Genomic DNA, 22,802 nt, shown 5'->3' on the forward strand with positions numbered 1-22,802 from the left:
TGGCTTGATGTCCTTGGCCCGTGACGGGAACAGGTTGATGAATTCGCCTTCAATCAAAAGGCACCATGCAAGCCAGGTTCTGGCGCTCGCCACGCGCGGACACCGGGCCAAGGACATCGCTACTTCCTGGCAACGCTGCCTCGAAGTGTATCGGCTCGACCCTGAGCGGAAAGAGCCGATCCATATTCTGACGAGCCTCGAGCTGCGCGAAGCGCGCGATCCTCTCGATTATCTTCTGTCGATCGCCGAGCAGCCCCTGATGGAGCTCAGCCGCCAGGTGGCGGCCGCCGGCTACATCGTCATGCTAACGGATGCGACAGGTGTCGTGCTGAACACCAAGGCCGCCGGGGATACCACGCCATTTGGCAGGTGGGGTCTGGCCACCGGCGCGATCTGGAGCGAGCAGAACGAGGGCACCAACGGCGTCGGCGTCTGCCTCGCCGAAAGGCGTCCAATTACGGTCCATCGCGAAGAGCATTTTCGCTCCAGCTATGTCGGCCTGACCTGCTCGGTCACACCCATTTTCGATCCGGTCGGGCGGCTCATCGGCGGCCTCGACATTTCCTCGGGCGATTCGCGTATTGACGAGCTCGTCATCGCCTTCGCCCAAGCGGCTACGAATCAAACGGCCGCACGGCTCGAGAGCGAGCTTTTTCGTCACACCTACAAGAATTGCTGGATCGCTTCGATCGCGGAGTCACCCGAGGGGTGTGCGCTTATCGCATTCAACAAGGACCGTCAGCTCGTCGGCGCCAACAGGTTGGCGCGCACGCTGCTGGGCCTCGACGACGATAGGATCCAGCGCGGCATCGAAATCGTCGAGGCGGGCTTTCGCGACTTCCCCCTGAACGCGCAGCAGCAACTCGTCGAGGTCGATGGATCATCTGCCCTGGTCATCGACCGGTCCGCGCAAATCGAGTTTCCGCGTTCGCGCCCGCGCCCCGGCGCGCTGGAACCCGCGCCGAGCGATCTCGTGGCGCTTGCAGGCGGCGGCGCGCAGACCAGCGACTCTATCCGTCGCGTCGTCTCCAGCGTTCGCCAGGGTATCCCGGCGCTCATATTCGGGGAAACAGGCACAGGAAAAGAACGGTTCGCTCGGGCGCTCCATGCTTACCTCGCCGCGCCGGGCGAGCCTTTCATCCGCTTCGACTGCGAGGCCTTTGCCGGCACGATGCGGAACTGCGAAAATGATAAGTGCGACGACTTTGAAGAGAGAGTGCGTGCCGCGGAAAGCGGCACACTCTTTCTCGATTGCCTCGGGGCCCTACCCTCATCTGCGCAAACGCGGCTTCTCGATTTCTTACTCGAAGAGCGCCCTTTGCAAGTGGACAAATGCAAAGGGCGTCCCGCTCGAATCATCAGCGCCAGCCGCGCTGACATCGAGGACAAGGTGCGGAACGGATCTTTCCGATCCGATCTCTATTATATTCTCAGAGGCGCAACGTTGGAGCTGCCGCCGTTGCGCAGCCGGCACGAAAAGCCTGCGTTGATCAAGCGGCTTTTGCAGGAAGTCGATCCCCAGCTTCACCTCAGCGACGATGCCCTGCAACTGCTGATGAACTACACATGGCCGGGCAACATTCGCGAGCTTGGCCTCGTTCTCCACGTCGCCGCAGCGTCATGCAGCAATCAGATCATCACGGCACGTGATATTGATGTCGTCGCCGTCAAGCATGAAAATGCCGATGCCCCGGGCGAGGGCCAGCCGGGTTCGACAATTGCCGCCGCGGAGCGGTCCGTCGTCCTCAAGCAGCTCGAGAACAACAACTTCGATATTGCCAAGACAGCGGCGGCGCTTGGCATGAGCCGGGCAACGTTGTACCGACGCATGAAGCGCTACAACGTTACCAAGGTGATCGTCGCGCGTCCTTCGATTGAAAAATTCTGATGCTGGCAGGCGATGCACTTGCGCCTGGTATTTCGAAGCTTCCGCGGACGTCACGCAGGTGAGCCACCTGGCGGAGCTGACAGCCAAGGCGTGGCGTTGAAGGCGCCTACTTAAGGCCCAAGCTTGCGATGTGGGCGTCTGCCAGTTTTACGCCGAACGCGAATATCGTGTCATCAACGCCGGCCATGAAGTTGTCTACACTCGGGAATCCATACACGCGCTTTCTCGTCGCCCGAACGGCAGAGTCCTTCTCCCGACACGTCTTGATCGCGGCCTTCGCAATATGTTCGGGCCTCACGCCCACGACCGGCGAGGCGGCGATAACGCGCCGAAGGCAGACTTCAACTGCCTGGAGGTAGTTGTGCCTGGCCACGAGAAGCCGAGGGATAAAGTTTTCCTGGGCGGCTTGAGCGGGCGCGGCTAGCGCGACGGCCAAGATTATCGAAGCGAGGGCGATTTTCGGCATCGCCGCCAATACCCGCAGAGATCCCCAAAGGCAAGGACGGGGCGCTGGCGTCAGATTGCAGGCCAAGAACCGCCGCACGAGCCTAAAGAAATGACGCAGCCCAACCCGGAAGATGAGGAGCGACTTCGCCCGACAATCAATAGGCGACCTGTCCTTCGCGGTTCGGAGTGCCGAGGACGTGGGTTTTCGGCGGCAACATCACTTGATCGAAGGTCTGCGTGAACATCGCGGCCGCGAAGAAGGCGACCGCGCGAAGGGTTTCGTTGCCAGTGTTCTCAAGATCGTGGCGCAGAGGCGTCGGCAACACAAACACGCTGCCAGGTGCAACCGGGTGCGTCGTGCCGTCTTCCAAATATAACAAGCCGGTTCCCGAAATGATGTATTGGGTCTCTTCGGTGGCATCCGTATGCCAGCCGAGGCGTCCACCGGGCTCAATCTCGTATACTATGGTCGACGACGCCGTTGATCCGTTTCCGCCGCAAAGAGCGAACGCTCCCTGCCAACGAACAGCCGCGTCGCTTTCACCCCAAACCTTGGTGCGGGGCAGATTGTTGGAGTCGATAACTTTACTCATCCAACTTGTCCAAAAAACGCTTAAAACTTTCATTAGATAGTATAGCGTATGACGCGAGCAGCAACAATAGTTTGTTGGCGACAAGATAATCTAGCGGGAAGCTGGACAAAACGACTGGCCGCGACATCAAAAGCAATTCGCCGCGCGCGCGTCAGCGGCGGCCGTGACTGCCACCGTTCGGCGTATCCGCGCCAATCGTGAATTTTACGGCGCGGTGTGAACGCTGCTCATAGGACGATCAGCCAATGTCGCATTGGTTGATGGCAACCCGGTGCTTGCCGGGACCGCCGCAGATTCCTGAAATCGGGAACTATCTTCGTGCGGTGACGTTGAGAAAGCGCTTCTGCTAAAACCAAAGCAAGAATGGGCGGCACACCTCGGATGGACAGGGTGCCGCCCTATCCTTGTCAGGCTGCGGCTTTACGATTGACGGATTGAGCCGCGATCTTCGACAGCAGTTCGTCGGTCTTTTTCTCCTCCGCCAGGGTCGCATCCAACAATGGGACGATGGTCTTGAGACCAAGTTCATTGGCCCATGTCTTCAATGTGCCGTAGCGGCTGATCTCGTAATGCTCAACGGCCTGTGCGGCCGAGAGCAGGCCCGGATCGAGAGCCGAGGACTCGGCGAAATCTTCCATAATCTCCTTGCCCTCTTCGATGATTCCATTGATCGCTTCACAGGTCTTGCCGCGCGCCGGCTTGCCGATCAGCTCGAATACCTGGTCGAGGCGCTCGATATGGCCTTCCGTCTGGTCGCGATGCGTCTCAAAAGCCTGGCGAAGCTCGTGCGATTGGGCGCTTTTTGCCATCTTTGGAAGAGCGCGAAGAATCTGCTTCTCGGCGTAGTAGATATCCTTCAACGTCTCATAAAACAGGACGTTGAGGTCCTTGGGTTGCTTCGTCATCCTGATGCCTCCGTTTGTCGCCTCCGTGCGAACAGCCGCTCCGGCGGATTCACGCCACGAGGCCCCCTTAACAAGCGCGCACGTCGTCCGTTCCCTGCTATCATCTATTCCATTGGAAAGTTCGCCGGACAGCGATGGCGTCGTGACTCAGCGCGCTCGCCGCCGATCTCCAGCTTCGTCCGTCAAATCTGCCCTTGACGCCGGCGGCTAGCCCTCTTGTTCGCAGCGTGTTCTAAGCTTTATTTACGCGCGAGAACGGGAGGTCACGGTGAGGTTTTTCAAGCTTCTCTTACGGCGTTTCCTGGTCTTGGCGCTTGGCGCCGCCGTCGTTTGGCTCATCGCCTTCGTGATATTCACGCGCGCCGACCAGCACCTTCCCGTGGCGCTCGCCGTCGCCTTCACCTACGGCCTTGCGGCCTATGTGATCCTGCCGCGCGCCATCCGAATGGGAGCATGGATTCTTCAGCAAGGCCATGTGCCGAGCTATACGATCACCGGCGACGGATTGCCGGGCGATCCCGTCAACGTCGCCCTGATCGGCACGCTGCATCAGCTTCAGAGCGCTTTCGCAACGGCAGGCTGGTCGCAGGCCGATACACTCAATCTTGTCAGTTCCTGGCGAATGGTCCGCGCCTTCGTCCTGAACGAGCCCTATCCGAAGGCTCCCTTCAGCACGCTCTACCTGTTTGGCCGAGGTCAGGATGTCGGCTTCCAGCAGCCGATTGGCGACAGCCCGCGCAAGCGGCACCACATTCGCTTTTGGGGATTATCCCTCAAATATGCCGAGGAGACCCTGGACACGCCGTCTTTCTGGATCAAGACACCGCGCCCGCTCGAGGACAGACCAGTGCTCTGGGTCGGCGCCGGAACGAAGGACACCGGATTTTCGCTGACCCGCCTCAGCTTCCAGATTACTCACGCGACGGATGCCGACACCAACGAGGAGCGCGACTTCATCATCGCCGCGCTTCAGCAGTGCGGCGTCGTCGCGAATGTCGCGTCGTATAATCCGACCGAGCACCTGTCCATCGGACGCGTCAACCGCTACGTGACCGATGGATTCGTCGCTGTGGCTGAACTCACGCCACCGGCGCCCCGGACCTAGATTCCGCTATGGACCGCCTGGCGGAAATAATCGCGCCGCGCCGAGCAAAGCTTGAACAGGCACTGTCCTATCTCTTGGTACGTGTAATCTTTCGGGTCCGCAAATTCATCGGTTGAAGCTTGCCGACCACTGCGAAAAGCTTTGGCGAGCTCGACGACATGATCGTAAGTCGCCTTCGGAGCGCTGTCTCGAAAGTTCATGACAAAGTCGGAGATTGTTTCGATCGTATAGGCGTCTCTATCGATGGTGACGACCGGAGCGGGGGCACCATAAGACCAATTATCGAAAGCGCTGAGCGCATGATCGAAAGCGACCTTCAATTCCTGGGGGATTGGATATGCTGAAGGCATCCTCAAATTCCTTTTTCTTGAAAACACCGCACCACAACAATGAGCCCGCCGCATAAGCGGCAGGTCAGCCGAATCTCCTTTGCTTGAACGCAATACCTGCCGGGAGGTTTGGCGCGTCCCGGAGCCCAGGCCACAAATACGCAACGCGACCCTCGCGATTAGGGATGGCGTAGAGCCCAGTATGCACAGTCGCTCGCCGGATGTTCAATCAAATCTTGCCTCTCGATTTCCCGGCTATATTTAGCGGCGAAACAGGCAGGCCGATACTGCCGCTTGCGGGTGCAAAAAGATCGAATGGATAACGTAAGGATATGCGACGCGCGTACCGGGCCGCGCGACCTGCGTTCAGTCTTCATTGGTTTGATGATTGAAATCATCGAGCACCGATTGTCCCAAAAACTCGGGCGCAACGGCGTAGGGCACGAACGTATCAAGACGCCCGCGATTTTAACCAAGATCGACGCTTGGCCACCGCTATCTCATCGCTCACGGGGCGTGACACCAATTGCAAAGCAGTTCACAAAATGCCGGCGCGAGACAATTTCCGTTTGGCTTAAGCCATTGATGCTTCGGCGCTGACTGCAATGCCAGGATGAATGTGCACTTAAGCGGCTCAATCATTCTTGAGCGCGTATTTAAAGATAATGCAGCAAGTAAATAGAAGGTCACCGCATTTTCTACTATTGGCCCCAGCGGATTAGGAAAGATGCAGAGAAATTTCCTTTATAAAAGTCACGCTCTCGGAGCAGCCTGAATCATTTCGTTTCATAGGTGCGTTAAATATGACAAAGCTCGCTTTATCCTTCTTCAAGGACGAGTCCGGCGCCACGGCCATCGAATATGGCCTGATCGCCGGTCTGATCGCCGTCGTGATCATCGGTGCGCTGGGGCTCCTCGGCACAAACGTGTCGGCCAAGTTCAACGCGATCGCCAGCAATTTGACCTGATGACGACGCCGGCAGATTCGAGAGCGATCCTGCCGCGCGGCGGATCGTCTGTCGGACTTGCTGGCGAGCTTGGTGGCATCAGCAAGAAAACGACCCCGCCGGCTTCTTCCCAATCTTCTTGAAGTCGGCGGGAGATTCACCGCGCGATCGATCAGTTTGCGCCACGCCATAGTGCGAACGTGCAAGATCGAGAAAGGCCGTCATCGCGCTTGAAAGATAGGCGTCGCGACGGCGCACGAGCAGCGTCTCGACCAGCGCGCGTTTTGGCGGCAGCTCATGCACGCCGACCCTGCCCTCCCGCGAAGCTGCCGCGACCACGCCCTTCGGCAACAGCGTCACGCCGACACCGGCTGCAACACAACTGATGATCGTGTCGAGCGAGCCGAATTCCATCGGCTTGGCGACGGCTATTCCCAAATCCGCCAGAACAGCTTCGAGCCGCTGGCGATAAGAGCAGCCGAGCTGGAAAACGATCGTCCGCAGATCAGCGATCTTCGTCAAATCGCCGAGCGTAGCGACATTGCGCGCCGTCACCAGGACAAGCTCCTCGTGAAAGATCACCTCCTGATGCAGATCGGGATGGCTGACGGGGCCGGCAACGAAGGCGCCTTCGACCCGGCCTTCGATGACGTCCTCCAGGAGACGCGACGTCGTTCCGGTCGTCAGCACGAGACGGACCTTGGGATAGGTATTGGCGAATTGGCCGAGTACGGGCGACAAGCGCAGCGCGGCCGTCGTCTCCATGCTGCCGAGACGCAGCGCGCCGTTTGGCACGCCTTCGTCTTTCGCCGCGGCTTCGGCATCGGCGAAGAGCTTGGCGATACGTCCGACGAAGGGCAACAGCCGCTGGCCGGCCGGTGTTATCGTGACGCCGCGCGCATGGCGCTGAAAGAGCGCGATGCCCAGCTCTTCCTCCAGACCACGGACGCGCGCCGTCACATTGGATTGCACGGTATGAAGCTCGGCGGCCGCGCGGTTCATGCTGCCGAGGCGCGACACGGCTTCGAACACTTTCAGGTCGGCAAAATCCATCGCTCGTCCGCGCCTCATCTTATCTCAAAATGAGATAGCAGTTATCATAACTATTCATTTCTAATGATAAGCCTAGGCGCCTACGGTCGCCCGCGTCAACCCGGGATTCAGAGGGCCTGATGCACGCAGAAGAGGACCGCCGCGAAAACAGCCGCACGCGCGGCGCGCTGCCCTGGCGGGCAACGCTCTCGGCCTTTTGCGCCAGCCTCGTTGGCATCGGGTTGGCGCGGTTCGCCTATACGCCGCTGCTGCCGGCGATTATCAGTGCGCATTGGTTCGCAGCCTCGGCGGGGGCCTATCTCGGCGCCGCCAATCTCGCCGGATATCTCGCGGGTGCCCTGCTCGGTCGGTCGCTCGCCGCGCGCTTCGCCGCCCCGCTCATCCTGCGGCTGATGATGACGCTGGCGACGGCGGCCTTCTTGGCCTGCGCGCATCCGGTTTCGTTTCTCTGGTTTTTCGTCTGGCGGTTCATCGCGGGACTCAGCGGCGGGGCGCTGATGGTGCTCGCCGCACCGACCGTCCTGCCGCTCGTGCCTGCGGCGCGGCGCGGCTTCGCCGGCGGCCTGATCTTCATGGGGGTCGGGGCCGGCATCGCCGCATCGGGTACGCTCGTCCCGATATTGCTGCGGCAGGGGCTGACGGAGGCGTGGATCGGGCTTGGCATTCTGTCTTGCCTGCTGACGCTCGCCGCATGGAACGGCTGGCCCGAACATACGCCGACGCCAGCGGCGCAGGCGCATCCCAGGCCAACCGCGACGCTGCGCGCGCTTTATCTCGAATATGCGCTCAACGCCGTCGGGCTCGTGCCGCACATGATCTTTCTCGTCGATTTCATCGCGCGCGGGCTCGGTCAGGGTTTGCAGATCGGCGCGGACTATTGGGTGCTGTTCGGGCTCGGCGCCATGGCCGGGCCGCTGCTCAGCGGGCATCTCGGCGACCGCATCGGCTTCGGGCCTGCCTTGCGCCTCGCCTATCTGCTCGAGGCTGGCGCCGTCGTGCTGCCGGCACTGCATCTCGGAGCGTGGTCGCTGATATTATCGAGCCTCGTCGTCGGCGCCTTCACGCCCGGCATCGTGCCTTTGGTTCTCGGCCGCGTGCGTGAATTGCTGCCGCATCATCCCGAGGCGCAGAAGGCGGCCTGGAGCGCCGCGACCGCGAGCTTCGCGATCTTGCAGGTCGGGGCGGCCTATGGAATGTCTTTCATCTTCGCGCAGAGTAGCGGCGATTACCGCGTGCTCTTCGTCATCGGTGCGGGGGCCATGCTGCTTGCGCTCGCTCTCGATCTTGTCGCGGCGATTGTTGCGAGCGGCCCGCGGCACCGGATGAAGAAAAGCCGTGAGGAATGCGAGAGCACGCCATGACGCCGTCCCGCCCAAGAGATCTCCTTGAATTGCTGAAGATCGATTGGCCGATCATTCAGGCCCCCATGGCGGGAACGTCGACGCCAGCGATGGCGGCGGCGGTGTCCAATGCGGGAGGATTGGGCTCCATCGGCGTCGGTTCCCTGACGGCGGCTGCGGCTGAGGACATGATCGCCGCAGTGCGCGCCCGCTCGAACCGGGCGCTGAACGTCAATCTGTTTTGTCACCGCCCGGCGAAAAGCAATCCCGCGCACGAGCAAGCGTGGCTGGAACGTCTGCGACCCGAATTCAGCAAGTTCGGCGCGGTGCCTCCGCCGGCCATCGCGGAACCTTATGCGAGCTTTCTCGAAAACGAGGACATGCTCCGCACCTTGCTCGCGGCCAAACCGAGCGTCGTCAGCTTTCACTTCGGCCTGCCGCGCAGCGAATGGATCAAGGCGCTGCGCGAGGCGGGCATCGTCCTCCTCGCCACCGCCACAAATCTTCATGAAGCGCGCCTGATCGCGGCGGCGGGCATTCATGCGGTGGTGGCGCAAGGCTTCGAAGCCGGTGGTCATCGCGGAATTTTCGATCAGGACGGAGAGGATGCGCAGCTCAGCGCGATGGCGCTGACGCAGATGCTGGTGCGCGAACTCGATATTCCGGTCATCGCGGCAGGAGGCATCATGGATGGTCATGGGATCGCCGCCGCGCTCCGGCTCGGCGCGAGCGCCGCGCAGCTCGGCACGGCATTCGTGCCGGCCGATGAATCCGCCGCCGACGCCGGGCATCGCGCCGCCCTGTTCAGCGAGGCCGCTCATCATACAATTATGACTCGCGTCATTTCCGGCCGACCCGCGCGCTGTCTTGCGAATCGCTTTACGGCCTTTGGCGCGTCCGTGACGCCCAATGAGGTTCCCGACTATCCGATCGCTTATGATGCGGGCAAAGCACTGAATGCAGCGGCCAAAGCCAAAGGAGACTTCGGCTACGGCGCCCAATGGGCGGGCCAGGGCGCGCCTTTGGCGCGTGCGCTCCCGGTCGAAAAACTGATGAATACGCTGATCGCCGAATTGCAGGGCGCCTAGAGCATCGAACGAAGACGCGTGACGCGTGACCGGCTTCCTGAACAAACACGCCCGACAACAGTGAGGCTAGCGGCTCAGGGCCTGCGCTTGAGCACGCCGAGCGGCAACGAGTCCAAAGTCAGAACCCGATCGTCGCGGAAATAGAAGCAGCCGGCGGCCAGCAGGGCGTAAAGAAGGACGACCGTCCACCCCAGTCCGTTCATGATGCCGGATGCCGTACCCCAAAGCGAGACCACGAGGCCGATCTGATTCGCAATGCCCGCGCCGCCGAGGATGGCCTTGCGCGCCTCGGCGTCCTTCACATCCTTCGCGAACCAGAAGATGAGGCCGATGCCGAGCAAGGCCACGCCGAAATAGCGGAAGGCCAGAATCGCGGCGAGGTCCGCGGTGACCCCGTAAAGATGGCTGACGGCGCGCGGTATGATGAGGAACCCGAGCGCAAAAACAATCGCGACAATGGCCTGGACTATGAAAAACGTCCGCGCGTTCATATCGTCCTCCCTTGAAGAACCACACGCGACAAGACTAGTGCCACATCCCGTGCGGCCAAAAAATTGCTTGGTTATGATTGGCGATCATAGCGCCATGCAAACGTCCCCGCCATGCCCCGGAATGGGCTCACCACGAGAAGAGAGTATGGTTACGGATAGAGCCTTGCGCTAGCCAAGCCACAGGTTGCAAAAATGCTGCGCCGCGACGCGCACATTGACCTCAGCAAATTTGACAGGCAAAACACCAACTTCGTGTTAGGCTTGCGTTTCGATCCAGTCGAGCCGGGGAGGGCCACTTGCGCTCACGTGTCATTCACCTCATCAACCCCAAGACAGATTCGCTGACGACGCGGCCGATCTATTTCAACCGCGCGCTCTATTCACCGCTCGCCGGTTTGCTGGCCGTGGCCGCGTGCATCCCGCGCGATCAATATGAGGTGATCCTGACCGACGAGAATATCGAAACCATCGATTTCGATATCGAAGCCGACATGGTCGGCATCTCGGCGATGACAAGTTATGTGAACCGCGGCTACGAGATCGCCGACAAGTTCCGCGCCAAGGGCGTGCCGGTCGTCATGGGCGGCGTGCATCCGAGCTTCATGCCCAAAGAGGCGTTGCAGCATTGCGACGCGGTCGTGATCGGCGAAGTCGAACTCATCATGGCCAAGCTGCTCGACGATCTGAAGAACGGCGAGATGCGCGGCACCTATCGCGCCGCCGGGCTGCATCCGATGGTCGGCATGGCGATGCCGCGTTACGACCTCTTGAAAAAGAACCGCTACGTCAACCGCACCTTCGTGCAGACCTCGCGCGGCTGTCATCAGGGCTGCACGTTCTGCGCCGAGCCGCTGATGAACGGCCTCAAGTTCCGCTATCGGCCGGTCGACGAAGTGATCCGCGAGATGGAGGAATGCGGCGAACGCACGATCTCCATCAACGATGCTGACTTCTTTGGCACGCCGGAGCGGCCGAAGGAAGTGATGCGCGCGCTGAAGGGCCGTGGCATCAAATGGCAGGCGGGCGTCACCTCGAAGCTGGCGCAGGACGATGAGATGCTCGAACTCGCGGCTGAAAGCGGCTGCACACTGCTCAGCATCGGTTTCGAATCGATCACCCGCTCGACCCTGACCAGCGTGCATAAGCACGTCAACCGGCCCGACCAATTCGCCGCGCTGGTCGAAAAGGTCCATTCCTATGGCATCATGGTGTTCGGCCTGTTCATGTTCGGCTTCGACGGCGACGGCCTCGATGTCTTCGACGAGACAGTGAAGTTCAACATCGATGCCAATTACGACGCCTGCGCCTTTTCGGTGCTGACGCCCTATCCTGGCACGCTCACCTGGTACGAGTTGCGCAAGGCGAACCGCATCGTCTCCTACGACTGGACGATGTACGACCAGGGCCATGTCACCTATCTGCCGACGCAGATGGAGCCGGACGAATTGCGCGTCGGCCATGCGCGGGCCTACGAGAACTTCTACGCCCTGCCGTCGATGGCCAAACGCTTCCCCTGGACGGGCAACCGCAACCGCGCGCAATGGGCGATCTACAACGCCTTCATGCGCAAGGCGGCGAAGACCGACCATATCGATACGATCGCGCCGCCGACCGCGGACCCGAGCGTCGCGCCGATGCCGCCGCTGTTGCCGATCAAGAAGGAATGGCGCGCCGCTGTGCTCGAAGCCGCCGGGGCGCCCGACCCTGAGACGTCGCATCTCGAGCCGGCGCCGATCGCCTGCGAGAGCGACAGCCAGGGCGCCGTGGCCGCGGAATGAAAGCGCGAACGGGGTGCGCGGTGTGCGCTGCACCCCCTTTCTCAGTGCAGCTTGACCTCCGGCTCGGCGCGGCGGGACAAGCCGCGCGCCAGGATCGCCAGGAAAATCCAGCGCCCGCCATGCAGCGCATATTCGTGCATCTTGTAGAGCGAACGGTACATCAGCCGCGCGAAAAGACCTTCCACGCGGAAATTGCGGCCGATGATGAAGCCCATCAGATTGCCGACCGTGCTGTATCGGCCGAGCGACACGAGCGAGCCGAAATCGCGATAATGATAAGGCTCCAGCGGTTCGCCCTTCATGTATCTCGGGATCTGTTTGAGCAGATGGCTCGCCTCCTGGTGAGCCGCCTGAGCGCGGGGCGGCACGGTCGCGCCGGTGTCGTCGAGCGGACAGGCGGCGCAATCGCCCATCGCGAAGATGCTCGGGTCGCGCGTCGTCTGCAGCGTCTGCGTCACGACGAGCTGGTTGATCCTGTTGGTCTCGAGACCGCCGATGTCCTTCAGGACATCGGGCGCCTTGACCCCCGCTGCCCAGACGACGAGCTCCGACGGGATGAATTCGCCCGACGCGAGATGGATACCATCGGCCTGAATGGCTGAGACGCGCGCGTTGGTGCGCACCTCGACGCCAAGGCCCTTCAGCGTCTCGGCGGTCGATTGGGAGAGCGCTTCCGGCAGCGCCGGCAGGATGCGCGGACCGGCTTCAAGCAGGATGATGCGAATATCGATGGACGGATCAATCCGGTCCATGCCGAAGGCGATCACTTCGCGCACCGTGCGGTACAGCTCCGCGGCGAGCTCGGTGCCGGTCGCGCCGGCGCCGACGATGGCGACATGGAGCTGGCCCGGCCGGATCGGCTCAGCCTGGGTGTGGGCGCGCAGGCAGGCGTTGATGAGCCGGCGGTTGAACCTTTTGGCCTGTTCCGTCGTCTCCAGCGGCACAGCGAATTCGGCGACGCCGGGTGTGCCGAAATCGTTGGTGATGCTGCCGATGGCGACGACAAGCGTATCATAGGGAATGCTGCGCGCCGGGGTGATGAGGCGGTCTTCCTCATCATAGGTGGGCGCCATCAGGACCAGCTTGCGCTCGCGGTCGATGCCGACCATCTCGCCGAAGCGATAGCGGAAATTGTGCCAATAGGCCTGGGCGAGATAATCGAGCTCGTGCTCGCTCGTATCCATGCTGCCCGCCGCGACGGAATGGAGCAGCGGCTTCCACAAATGCGTCCGCACCCGGTCGATCAGGGTGACGCGCCCGGCCTTGGTGCGGCGGAAGCGGTCGCCAAGCTGCGTTGCAAGCTCCAGCCCGGCAGCGCCGCCGCCGACGATCACAACATTATATTCCGTCTGGTCGCTCGGCCCGAGCGGCGCGACGGGCAGGTCGGCGGCCGGGCGGGTGACGGCGGGTTCACTCATTGCGCAGCTCCGGAAGGGGCGGGTGAATATTCAACTGCTGAAACGCAGGACCGCAATACGAGAGATGGGCATTCCAAGTCTCAGATTCCACTCAAGGCCGCGTCTGTCCAGCGCCGCCCGCGAGGCATATCGCCGCCGCGCACCTTAAATGACATAAATCCGGTCCGGCAATTCGTCGCCGCTCCCCGGCGTCCGCGGAAAATGCGCCGCCAGCACGTCCCCGCACGTGCCAATGGCGCCGATGAAGCCCTCGGCGATCCGGCCCGCGCGCATCTCCGCGACAAGGCCATCGACCGCTGCCTGCCATTCGGCCTGGGGGATGCGCGCGGCAATGCCTTCGTCGGCGATAATGCGCGCATAGTGCTCGGCCAGCGAGACAAAGATCAAAATACCGTTGCGGTCCTTCTTGCGGGCGATGCCGCGGACGACGAACTGCTCGGCAGCGACCCGGTGCGCCGCTGCCCGCCGCGCCCGGCGCGGGATCAGCGCCATATAGACCGGCGGCAGCAGCAGCAGAATCGCCAGCAGCACGAAGACGAAAACTTGCAGGAGCAGAATGCGCTCAACCGCGAAATCGGTGTAGCCGACCAGGAACCACGGCAGCGCCAGCGCGACGATCGCCGCGATGAGGATCGGCAACGCTCCGGGCTGCGATGAGGTTTCCGCCAGGACGCAGACGATCTCGCCCGAGGTCTTGGCTTCGGCGGTGCGAATGGCATCCGAGATGCGGTCGCGGTCTGTCTCCGAGATCATCACCAATCTCCCGAGGCGCCGCCGCCGCCCGACGAACCGCCGCCGCCGGAAAAGCCGCCGCCGCCACCGCCCCATGAGCCGCCGTCGGAAAAGCCGCCGCCGCGCGAGCCGCCGGAGCTCAGCAACATGCTCAGAACGACATTGAAGAAAAACCAGCGGAAGCCGGGCGAGACGCCGAGCAGCACAACGAAGATGAAGAAGCCGGCGATCAGCACCCAGCCGATCGCCTGGGAATTATGATCCTGATCGGCGCGCACCTGCAGACGCGGCTGCCATTCGGACGAATCCGTCGTCAGCACGGTGATGATGTCATCGACGCCGCGCGAAATGCCACCGCCGAAGTCGCCCGCCTTGAAGCGTGGCGTCATCGCGTTGATGATGATGAGCTTCGACAAGGCGTCGGTGAGCGTGCCTTCAAGGCCGTAGCCGACCTCGATGCGGACCTTGTGCTCATTCGGCGCGACGAGCAGCAGAACGCCGTTGTTCTTATCTTTCTCGCCGAGCTTCCAGGTGCGGAAGAGCTCGTTGGCATAGGTCTCGATGTCGCCGCCTTCGAGCGAATTGACCGTCGCCACGACGAGCTGGATGCCGGATTTCTGTTCGAGATCGGCGAGCTTCTGGGTGATCTCCTGCTGCGTCGCCTCGGGGATGATATTCGCCTGATCGACGACGCGGCCAGTAAGCGCCGGAAACGTCAGCGCATAGGCCAACGCCATCGCGCAGAAAAGCGCGGCGACCGCGAGGATCGCGCGCGCGCTGCAGGATGCGAGCAAGGCTCTTGCGCGATCCGGGATCATTCCACCGCCTCCGGCGCCAGCCGGCTCAGAATTTCACGCCTAGAACTTCACTTGCGGCGCCGTCTGGGCGTTATCATTGGCGGCAAATTCCGCCAGCGGCTTGTCATTGCGGAAGATGGTCGAGGCCCAGAGAATGCCGGGGAAGGTGACGAGCGCCGTATTATATTGCCGCACCGCCTCGATATAATCGCGCCGCGAGACGGCGATACGGTTCTCCGTGCCTTCGAGCTGGGATTGCAGCGCCAGGAAGTTCTGGTTCGACTTCAGATCGGGATAATTTTCGCTGACCGCGAGCAGGCGCCCGAGCGCGCCGCCGAGTTGCGCCTGCGCATCCTGAAACGCCTTGAGCTTCGCCGGATCGCTCAGGTCGCTCGCATCGACGTGGATCTGCGTCGCCTTGGCGCGCGCCTCGGTGACCTGCGTCAGGACATCCTTCTCCTGCTTGGCATAGCCCTGAACGGTCGCGACGAGGTTGGGGATGAGATCGGCGCGGCGCTGATAATTGTTCTGCACGTCGGCCCATTTGGCCTTGGCATTCTCCTGCAAGGTCGGAATCTGGTTATAGCCGCAGGCCGAAACCGAGAGGCCGAGCAGGACGACAAGGAAGAAAGCGCGCAGGCGCGGAATGGCGTGTGTCATGAAGGCCTCGTGCTCAAATTTAAACAACCGCAGGCGGGAATAAGGCAGCCTGCCCTTGCGATGTCAATTGACCGCCCGCTGCCATAGCGGGCGAAGGTGACAGTTCACACATCGACGACCGTTCCACAGCCGTTGGTCAGGGTTGACGCGTCGGTTAGCAACTGCTAACTCCCTATTTTGGAGTCAAGACAATGGCTATCAAGGGTGTTCATGCGATCCGCACCGGTGGAGTCGCCGTCAAGCGGCCTTTCCTGACGCGCCAGGGCGGGGCCGTCACGAGCAAGCTGCGCATTCTGGCGAGCCATACCTTCACCCCCGAACTGCCGATCCTCTGCTGGCTGATCGAACATGAGGAGGGGGATTTCCTGATCGATGCCGGCATGTGCGAAGCGGCCGCGCGGCCGGGTTCCCTGGACAAAAGCCTCGGCCCGTTCGACGCCTGGCTGTCGCACCGCATCTGCCGCTTTCATGTCGCGCCGGGAGAAGGACTCGGCCCGCAATTGCGGCAGATACGGCCAAACGGCGCCAAGGGCCTGCGCACCGTCTTCACGCATCTGCACAGCGATCACGTCGATGGCCTTGCGGACCTCAGCGAGCGCACTTTCGCCGTCAACGCCGCCGAATGGCAGCATCCCTATGGCGCGCCGAAGCGTCTGCTGACGGGGGTGCGGCCGCAATGTTTCGACTTGCGGCCCGACCCGGCGCTGCCGTTTGGCGCGAGCTTCCCGCTCAGCCGCGCCGGCGATCTGTTTGCCGTGCCGACTCCGGGGCATACGCCACATCATTGTTCAGTCATTTTGCGGCGTGGCGGCGTCACCTTCTTCTTCGCCGGCGATGTCGTCTACAATCAGGAGCAATTGCTGCGCGGCGAATTGGCCGGCGCACATGCGCAGCCCGAACAGGCCGCCGCGACGATCGATGCCATCCGTGAGTTCGCGCGCCGCGAGCCCTGCGTCTTTCTGCCCGCGCACGATCCACGATCGGAGGCGCGGCTGAACAATTTGGAGCTTCTAGGCCCTTGAGCCATCGCGCGGCGATCTTCGACGCGGACGATCCGCCGTCGAAGGCGGCGACGCTCGATGCCGCCCTCTCTCTGTTCGTCCGCCACGGCATCGATGCGACGAGCGTGCGCGACATCGCCAGCCGCAGCGGCTTCACCAATCCGGCGATCTTTAAACATTTCGACAGCAAGAGCGATATGGCGCTCTGCCTTTTCGAGCGCTGCTATGGCTGGATGACACTGCATCTGCTCGCCGCTGAAGCAGCCTGTCCGGAAGCCGATCCGCGCGCCCGCATCCTCGCGATAGCCGCCTGCGCGCTTCGGCTGATGGACGAGGACATCGAAGCGGTCTTGATGGTGCAGGACAATCTGCGGCGCTTCTGGCCGAGCGCCTCGCCGGCAGTGCGCAGCGTCACTCTGCTCGGGCGCGTGCGAAGCCTGGCCGCGGCGGTACTCGGCACCGATCCGGGCCAAGCCTCGCCGCGTTTTATCGCCTCGGCGATTGTGGGATTCCTGGCGCAGATCGCGCGGGAGCTTTATTTCGGCGAATTTGAAGGCCTTGCCGCCGCGCGCGAAGCGCAGGTGCAGGACATCATTCAAAAGCTGCTAAAGTGACGAGACTGAAAGCACGTCAAAAGTACATCGCCGCCTGTCTTCTTAACATCGCATCACGCGCAACATTTCTTCGAGCAAGGCTGGCGGGATGTTGTATCACCCCCAAGATAATGTGCGTAGCTCCGAGGGGGAAACCATGATCCGTTCGATCACTCTGCAAAGCGTGGCCGCAGGCATAGGGTTCCTGGCTTTTCTCGCGGGGGGAATTTTGGCGGCTTCGGCCGGCCCCGACACGGTGAGTTTGCCGGGCGATGCGGCCTATCCCGAAAGCCTGACGGCGACCGCCGACGGCACGCTCTATATCGGAAGCTTTGCCGGGGCCGGCATTTTCCGCGTCGCGCCAGGCGCAAGCGCAGCCGAAATCTGGATCAAGCCCGGCGACTTCGGCACGCGCTCGATCCTCGGCGTCGTCGCGGATGAAAAGTCCGGCACGCTCTGGGCCTGTTCCAACGACCTTTCCGCCCTCGGCGTCCCCGGCCCGAGCGACGTGAAGGGGAGCTGGCTGAAGGGCTTCGACCTCAAGACCGGCGCGGGCAAGATCAGCGCACGCTTCCCCGGGAAGAAGAATTTCTGCAACGATATCGCGATCGGCCGGGACGGCGCTGTCTTCGTCACGAATTCGTTCCAGCCCGAGATTCTCAAGCTCGACGCCGCGGCACAAAAACTTGACGTCTGGCTCAGCGATCCGCAATTCAACCCGCCCGCCGGGGGCATGGGCGTCGACGGCATCGCCTTCGGTGCCGACGGGACGCTGTATGTGAACACCTATTCGGACGCCAAATTGTTCCGCATCGACATCGCCAACGGCAAGCCCGCCATCAGCCACGTCGAGCCTTCGCAACCACTCGGCCTGACGGATGCCCTGCGGCCGCTCGGCGGCGACTCGTTCCTGCTGATCGAGGGCGTCGGCAAGCTTGATCGTGTGACGTTCGACGGTAACGAAGCGACCATCGAAACGTTGAAAGAAGGGCTCAACGGGCCAACCGGCGTAACGCCGCTCGGCAAGACGGCCTGGGTTGCCGAAGGCCAACTCAAGCATCTTTTCGACAAGAACGATCCCAAGCCGGCTTTGCCTTTCCGTCTCACCGCGGTGCCTGTCCCCGCACCATGAAGCAAAGCCGCTCGATAAGAATCGCACAGGAGTCCGTCATGCTAAAACGTGCCTTGCTGCAACGTGCCTTGGCCATCACGGCCCTGATGCTCGGCGGATGTTGCGGCATAGGCATGTCCGCCTCAGCGGCCAGCGCCGCGTGCCGGGGCGATAATGGCGGCCTCAGGCTCTCGCCCGGCTGGTGCGCGACCATCTTCGCCGACAAGCTCGGGCATGCGCGCCATATGGTCGTGGCGCCGAATGGCGTGCTTTACGTCAACACCTGGAGCGGTGTTTATTACGACAACGATAGGCCGCCGCCCGGCGGCTTTCTCATCGCGCTCAAAGACAGCAAGGGCACGGGGCACGCCGACATCATCAAGCGTTTCGGCGACGATGTTGCGCACGGCTCGGCCGGCGGCACCGGCATCGGCTATTACAACGGCGCGATCTACGCCGAGGAAAACGACAAGATCGTGCGCTTCGCCCTGCCGAAGACTGCGCTCGTGCCGGAAAGCCCCTATCAGGTCGTGCTTTCGGGGATGCCGATCACCGGCGATCACCCGATGCATCCGTTCATCATTGATGCACAGGGCAATATTTTCATCGATTCCGGCTCGCCGACGAATTCCTGCCAGGCGCAGAACCGGATGCTCGAATCGCCCGGCCTTACGCCTTGCAAGGAACTCGAAACCCGCGCCGGCGTCTGGCGCTACGGCGCCGACAAACTCGGGCAGACATTCTCGCCCGCCGGGCGCTATGCGACAGGCATTCGCAACGGCGAGGGCTTCGGCTTCGACGCCACCGGCCGTCTCTTCGTCACGCAGCACGGCCGCGACCAGCTCTGGCAGAACTGGCCCAAGCTCTATACGCCGAAGGCCAGTTCCGAACTTCCGGCGGAAGCCCTCCTCGAATTGACCAAGGGCGCCGATTTCGGCTGGCCGGAATGTTATTTCGACGGCTACCAGAAGAAGCTCGTGCTGGCGCCGGAATATGGCGGCGACGGCGGCCGGACCCGGGGCGTCTGCGCTGGCAAGCGCGTCCCCGTCGCCGTCTTTCCCGCGCACTGGGCGCCGAACGATCTTCTGATCGACAATTTTCCGCGTCTTCCGGCCGCCTATCGCGGCGGCGCTTTTCTCGCCTTTCACGGTTCGTGGAATCGCGCGCCGCTGCCGCAGGGCGGCTATAATGTCGTCTTCCAGCCGCTGAAGGACGGCAAGGCGGCAGGCAATTTCATCGTTTTCGCCAACGGCTTCGCCGGCCGCTATCTCGAACCAGGTCGCGCCGCCTATCGCCCCACGGGGCTCGCGGGCGCGCCGGACGGTGCAATCTTCGTCTCCGACGATGTTCACGGCCGCATCTGGCGGCTGACCTATCATGGGGCGCGGAGCGCTCCCGTCGCGCCGACGCCGGGCACACCGTCATCGATCAGCGCGGCCGACAATCCCCCGCCCCCGGAAGGCATCCACCCCGATGCCGGACGCTCCGACGCGATTGACCTGCCGCTGGCGCCGGGCGTGACGCGAGATCAGCTCGCGCTGGGCGACCGCATCTTCCATGGCGCGGCGGAAAACGGCACCTGCGGCGGCTGCCACGGCTCCGACGCCAAAGGCACGCCGGAAGGGCCGAATTTGACCGGTACGAAAATCTGGAGCGACGGCAGCCTCGCCGGTCTCGAAAAGACGATCACGGAGGGCGTGCCGAAACCGCGCAATTATCCCGGCGCCATGCCGGCCAAAGGCGGCGCTTCATTGACCGACGCCGATGTCACCGCCGTCGCGGCCTATGTCTGGGCGCTGGGCCATCACACGAAATGACGCAAGGTTAAGACGACGCCGGAGCGGCTTCCGCCGCTTCCCAGAAACGTCTTGCATGCTGGTATCAATGCAGTGTTGATGATAAAAATCGCACTCTCAAAACCGACATTCGCGAAAATAGCTTGCTTCGTGCCGTCACGCGGCGAAAGTGGAGAGCCCAGGCGCGCATTTGCGAATTCTTTTCACCAATATCGTTCTCCACGCCCGCACAGGGACCGAAATCCTCACCCGCGATCTCGCCTTCGAGATGAAGCGGCGCGGGCACGAATGCCAGATTTACACCCACGCTATGGGACCGATCGCACAATGGCTCATTGGCGAAGGCATTCCCGTTACGGATGACATTGCGCGGATCGAAGGACCGATCGATATCATCCACGGAAATCACACTACGGTCGCCGGCATCGCGGCGGCGCGCTTTCCCCGAACGCCGGCGATCTTCGTCTGCCATGACATCGAAAATTGGTACGATACGCCGCCGCGTCTGCCGAACTTCTTGCAATACGTCGCTATCGGTCCGACAGCGGCCCACCGCCTGATCGGCCAAGATATTCCGCGCGAACGTCTGACGATCATTCCCAATGGTGTGGATCAGAAACGATTCAGGCCCGGACCGCCGTTGCCGCCGAAGTGCAGAACGGCGCTGGCCTTTTGCAAAACGCGGGAGCTGATCGCGCCAATCCGCAGAGCCTGCCGCAAGGCAAGAATTCGCGTCGATTTCGTCGGATATGGCGCCCGGCGTCCGACGGAAGAACCGGAAAAGTTGATGCCGCAATTATGATCTCGTCTTCTGCTCCGGACTCACGGCGCGCGAAGCGCTGAGCTGCGGCCGCGCCGTCGTCTGTTGCGACAACAGGGGCCTCGGCGGAATGATCTCGCCGCAGCGCCTGAAACACTGGGAAAACAATCTGGGCCTGCGGGTGCTCGACAAGCCGCTCTCCGTTGCAAATCTGGTGCGCGAACTGCGGCTTTATCATTCGGCAGATGCCGCGTCGGCGGCTGAAACCTTCGCCGCCGGATGCTCTATCGTAGATACCGCGCAACGATATGAATCGGTCTATCAGGCCGCGATCTCGGAGGGACGCGAAGCGCTTGCTCGAACCGATGAAAAGGCAATGGCGCAATTCATTGAAACCTATATCCGGCGGATTTGACACGCGCTGGCTTTATAACCTTAGCCAGGATGCTGGAACATGCACCGGTATTTCCGGCGCGCCCTTGTACCAGAGCTTCGGCGCGATGATGACCTTATCGGGCATGGGATTGAGCCAGGCCGCCCACCAGCTAAATGAGCTGTTGGCGATGATGTGATGCGCGCAGCGCGACATCAGATGCAGATCTTCGGCATCGCGCTTATCCGGCCGCGGATCGATGAATTGCACCGGATGTTCGCGCAGGGGCAGGTTGACGCGCGCCCAATCCGGATCGTCGCTGAAGACAAAGAAGCGCGGACTTTTCACGCGCTCGCGGATGATCGCGATCGCCGCGCCATACCATTCGGCCGCGCAGGTTCCAAAATAGGTGGTGAACTCAGGCTTCAAGACATAATCGCCGCGCCGGACGTGGATCGAAACGGCGCTGTCATCATACTGCGCGGCGATCTTCTGCCGCTCCGGCGCCAGCGGCGCCTTGAGTTGAAACTCCTTGCGGATCGTCTCCGCCACCGGCGCGAAATATTCCTCGCGCTGCCAATAGCCCTCGAAGCAGAGCGACCGGCCGGGCGGCAGAGCCTGTAACGCGTGATAGGCCTTTTCGAGCACGGGGGCGGGGCGCGCGAGGAAAAGCGCCACCCTGTCGTACAGCGGCAGGCGCGAGCGGGCAATCAAACGCGGTGCGCAGGTCTGAAAGGCATCCAGCCCATAATCGCGCGCAAAGGCATAGGTGCGATCTTCAAATGAAGAGAGATCGAGCCACAAGGAAACCTTGCGTTCGAGAGCGAGACGCCGCCCGAGCGCATATTGAAACATCTGGTTTCCGAGCCCGCCCTTAAGCCGGATGACGATCATAAATTGGAGCTTGGTGAAGAATGGATTCCGGGCCCTGCGGCCTAATGCAGACCCTCCTTAGCCTTTGGCCCCGCGCCTCGGCAAGATGATCGCAAGAGCGGCCGCGCCAGGATGCCGGCGCGATATGCGTGATATCTTCGGCGCGCACGGAGTGCATAAGTTTTGCTGGAAGCTCTGCCATGACCAATTTGCTCCCGGATATCATCGCCAAGCGCCTAGCTGTCGTCTTTTGTGGAATCAATCCCGGATTGGCGGCCGCCGCCGCGGGGCATCATTTTGTCGGAAGAAGCAATCGGTTCTGGCGCGTGATCCATCTTGCGGGCTTCACGCCGGAGGAGATCCTTGCCGAGAATGACCGTACGATCTTGCAATATCGATGCGGCTTGACCACGATGGTCGAGCGCCCCACGGCGCGGGCGGACCAGGTATCGACGCCTGAGTTTGTCGCTGCCGCCGCACGATTTAAACAAAAGATCGCGCGCTATGCGCCGCGGTTCGTCGCTTTTCTCGGGAAGGCGGCTTATTCGAGCCTGTCCGGTTCCCGAGAGATCGCCTGGGGACGTCAGCAGACGACCGTCGGCGGCTCCGTCGTGTGGGTTCTGCCCAATCCGAGCGGGCGAAATCTGGCGTTCAGCCTCGATCAGCTCGTCGACGCCTACCGTCAACTCTACCGGGCGGCAAACCACCCTTAAAAGCCAGAACG

General features: G+C 62.0%; 24 protein-coding genes. 13 read left to right on the forward strand and 11 right to left on the reverse strand.

Translation table 11 applies throughout. The features are described from left to right. Window positions 1-37: 37 nt before the first annotated feature. Window positions 38-1,888, forward strand: coding sequence for a sigma-54-dependent Fis family transcriptional regulator (locus CWB41_RS04265; protein ID WP_165203988.1), 1,851 nt, complete (start codon window positions 38-40; stop codon window positions 1,886-1,888). Window positions 1,889-1,994: 106 nt separating this feature from the next. On the opposite strand, the gene CWB41_RS04270 is transcribed toward CWB41_RS04265, so the two are convergent. From CWB41_RS04270 to CWB41_RS04280, 3 genes are all read right to left on the reverse strand, one after another. Beyond that, window positions 1,995-2,354, reverse strand: a complete 360-nt coding sequence (locus CWB41_RS04270; RefSeq protein WP_129396395.1) for a hypothetical protein — start codon at window positions 2,352-2,354, stop codon at window positions 1,995-1,997. A gap of 136 nt (window positions 2,355-2,490) precedes the next feature. Continuing rightward, window positions 2,491-2,928 carry a cupin domain-containing protein gene (locus tag CWB41_RS04275; protein ID WP_115835420.1) on the reverse strand — a complete coding sequence of 146 codons (438 nt, stop codon included), beginning with the start codon at window positions 2,926-2,928 and terminating at the stop codon, window positions 2,491-2,493. Between the two features lie 407 nt (window positions 2,929-3,335). Beyond that, entirely contained in the window at window positions 3,336-3,833 is a 498-nt protein-coding gene (locus CWB41_RS04280) for a YciE/YciF ferroxidase family protein (RefSeq protein ID WP_115835419.1), read from the reverse strand. A gap of 268 nt (window positions 3,834-4,101) precedes the next feature. Between CWB41_RS04280 and CWB41_RS04285 the strand changes: the two genes are divergently transcribed. Then, the gene (locus CWB41_RS04285; protein ID WP_115835418.1) at window positions 4,102-4,938 is read left to right on the forward strand and encodes an LssY C-terminal domain-containing protein; all 837 of its coding nucleotides are present in this window, start codon (window positions 4,102-4,104) and stop codon (window positions 4,936-4,938) included. Here the strand turns inward: CWB41_RS04285 and CWB41_RS04290 are convergent. Beyond that, window positions 4,935-5,432 carry a hypothetical protein gene (locus CWB41_RS04290; protein WP_129396396.1) on the reverse strand — a complete coding sequence of 166 codons (498 nt, stop codon included), beginning with the start codon at window positions 5,430-5,432 and terminating at the stop codon, window positions 4,935-4,937. The two genes, CWB41_RS04285 and CWB41_RS04290, sit on opposite strands and share 4 nt — an antisense overlap. 638 nt (window positions 5,433-6,070) lie before the next feature. On the opposite strand from CWB41_RS04290, the gene CWB41_RS04295 reads away from it, so the two are divergent. Continuing rightward, complete coding sequence (locus CWB41_RS04295; RefSeq protein WP_115835416.1) at window positions 6,071-6,235, forward strand: Flp family type IVb pilin; 165 nt, start codon at window positions 6,071-6,073, stop codon at window positions 6,233-6,235. A 78-nt stretch (window positions 6,236-6,313) separates the two neighbouring features. On the opposite strand, the gene CWB41_RS04300 is transcribed toward CWB41_RS04295, so the two are convergent. Further along, the gene (locus CWB41_RS04300) at window positions 6,314-7,267 is read right to left on the reverse strand and encodes a LysR family transcriptional regulator (protein ID WP_115835415.1); all 954 of its coding nucleotides are present in this window, start codon (window positions 7,265-7,267) and stop codon (window positions 6,314-6,316) included. Between the two features lie 119 nt (window positions 7,268-7,386). On the opposite strand from CWB41_RS04300, the gene CWB41_RS04305 reads away from it, so the two are divergent. Together CWB41_RS04305 and CWB41_RS04310 are read left to right on the forward strand one after the other, a co-directional pair. Beyond that, window positions 7,387-8,628, forward strand: coding sequence for a YbfB/YjiJ family MFS transporter (locus CWB41_RS04305; RefSeq protein WP_115835414.1), 1,242 nt, complete (start codon window positions 7,387-7,389; stop codon window positions 8,626-8,628). Continuing rightward, window positions 8,625-9,695 carry an NAD(P)H-dependent flavin oxidoreductase gene (locus CWB41_RS04310; protein ID WP_115835413.1) on the forward strand — a complete coding sequence of 357 codons (1,071 nt, stop codon included), beginning with the start codon at window positions 8,625-8,627 and terminating at the stop codon, window positions 9,693-9,695. The genes CWB41_RS04305 and CWB41_RS04310 overlap by 4 nt, the downstream gene beginning before the upstream one ends. A gap of 74 nt (window positions 9,696-9,769) precedes the next feature. Here CWB41_RS04310 and CWB41_RS04315 read toward each other — a convergent pair whose 3' ends face one another. Next, window positions 9,770-10,186, reverse strand: coding sequence for a hypothetical protein (locus tag CWB41_RS04315; RefSeq protein WP_115835412.1), 417 nt, complete (start codon window positions 10,184-10,186; stop codon window positions 9,770-9,772). A gap of 296 nt (window positions 10,187-10,482) precedes the next feature. Here CWB41_RS04315 and CWB41_RS04320 point away from each other — a divergent pair, with 296 nt between their 5' ends. Next, complete coding sequence (locus CWB41_RS04320) at window positions 10,483-11,964, forward strand: B12-binding domain-containing radical SAM protein (RefSeq protein WP_115835411.1); 1,482 nt, start codon at window positions 10,483-10,485, stop codon at window positions 11,962-11,964. Window positions 11,965-12,005: 41 nt separating this feature from the next. On the opposite strand, the gene CWB41_RS04325 is transcribed toward CWB41_RS04320, so the two are convergent. The 4 genes from CWB41_RS04325 to CWB41_RS04340 form a co-directional block, all read right to left on the reverse strand. Next, window positions 12,006-13,382, reverse strand: coding sequence for an NAD(P)/FAD-dependent oxidoreductase (locus CWB41_RS04325; RefSeq protein WP_115835410.1), 1,377 nt, complete (start codon window positions 13,380-13,382; stop codon window positions 12,006-12,008). A 144-nt stretch (window positions 13,383-13,526) separates the two neighbouring features. Further along, the gene (locus CWB41_RS04330; protein WP_342633298.1) at window positions 13,527-14,135 is read right to left on the reverse strand and encodes a TPM domain-containing protein; all 609 of its coding nucleotides are present in this window, start codon (window positions 14,133-14,135) and stop codon (window positions 13,527-13,529) included. Then, the gene (locus CWB41_RS04335) at window positions 14,135-14,932 is read right to left on the reverse strand and encodes a TPM domain-containing protein (protein ID WP_115835408.1); all 798 of its coding nucleotides are present in this window, start codon (window positions 14,930-14,932) and stop codon (window positions 14,135-14,137) included. The genes CWB41_RS04330 and CWB41_RS04335 overlap by 1 nt, the downstream gene beginning before the upstream one ends. Window positions 14,933-14,971: 39 nt before the next feature. Beyond that, on the reverse strand, window positions 14,972-15,571 hold the full coding sequence (locus CWB41_RS04340; RefSeq protein ID WP_115835527.1) for a LemA family protein: 600 nt from the start codon (window positions 15,569-15,571) through the stop codon (window positions 14,972-14,974). 191 nt (window positions 15,572-15,762) lie between these two features. Between CWB41_RS04340 and CWB41_RS04345 the strand changes: the two genes are divergently transcribed. The 6 genes from CWB41_RS04345 to CWB41_RS04370 all read left to right on the forward strand — a co-directional run bounded on the left by CWB41_RS04345 (window position 15,763) and on the right by CWB41_RS04370 (window position 21,247). Next, complete coding sequence (locus CWB41_RS04345; RefSeq protein WP_115835407.1) at window positions 15,763-16,593, forward strand: N-acyl homoserine lactonase family protein; 831 nt, start codon at window positions 15,763-15,765, stop codon at window positions 16,591-16,593. Continuing rightward, window positions 16,590-17,186 carry a TetR/AcrR family transcriptional regulator gene (locus CWB41_RS04350; RefSeq protein ID WP_165203991.1) on the forward strand — a complete coding sequence of 199 codons (597 nt, stop codon included), beginning with the start codon at window positions 16,590-16,592 and terminating at the stop codon, window positions 17,184-17,186. Before CWB41_RS04345 ends, CWB41_RS04350 begins: the two co-directional genes overlap by 4 nt. A 136-nt stretch (window positions 17,187-17,322) precedes the next feature. Continuing rightward, the gene (locus tag CWB41_RS04355) at window positions 17,323-18,297 is read left to right on the forward strand and encodes an SMP-30/gluconolactonase/LRE family protein (RefSeq protein ID WP_245411153.1); all 975 of its coding nucleotides are present in this window, start codon (window positions 17,323-17,325) and stop codon (window positions 18,295-18,297) included. Between the two features lie 38 nt (window positions 18,298-18,335). Then, window positions 18,336-20,093 (forward strand): PQQ-dependent sugar dehydrogenase, encoded by a 1,758-nt coding sequence (locus tag CWB41_RS04360; RefSeq protein ID WP_115835405.1) that lies wholly within the window; start codon window positions 18,336-18,338, stop codon window positions 20,091-20,093. A 169-nt stretch (window positions 20,094-20,262) separates the two neighbouring features. Continuing rightward, a complete protein-coding gene (locus CWB41_RS04365; RefSeq protein WP_129396397.1) occupies window positions 20,263-20,874 on the forward strand; it encodes a glycosyltransferase in 612 nt (203 codons plus the stop codon). An 88-nt stretch (window positions 20,875-20,962) separates the two neighbouring features. Continuing rightward, window positions 20,963-21,247 (forward strand): hypothetical protein, encoded by a 285-nt coding sequence (locus tag CWB41_RS04370; protein WP_115835403.1) that lies wholly within the window; start codon window positions 20,963-20,965, stop codon window positions 21,245-21,247. A gap of 12 nt (window positions 21,248-21,259) precedes the next feature. On the opposite strand, the gene CWB41_RS04375 is transcribed toward CWB41_RS04370, so the two are convergent. After that, window positions 21,260-22,060, reverse strand: coding sequence for an alpha-1,2-fucosyltransferase (locus tag CWB41_RS04375; RefSeq protein WP_245441066.1), 801 nt, complete (start codon window positions 22,058-22,060; stop codon window positions 21,260-21,262). A gap of 287 nt (window positions 22,061-22,347) precedes the next feature. On the opposite strand from CWB41_RS04375, the gene mug reads away from it, so the two are divergent. Beyond that, window positions 22,348-22,791 (forward strand): G/U mismatch-specific DNA glycosylase, encoded by a 444-nt coding sequence (gene mug / locus CWB41_RS04380; protein WP_245411152.1) that lies wholly within the window; start codon window positions 22,348-22,350, stop codon window positions 22,789-22,791. Window positions 22,792-22,802 lie beyond the last annotated feature (11 nt).

Source organism: Methylovirgula ligni (assembly GCF_004135935.1).
GTDB lineage: Bacteria > Pseudomonadota > Alphaproteobacteria > Rhizobiales > Beijerinckiaceae > Methylovirgula > Methylovirgula ligni.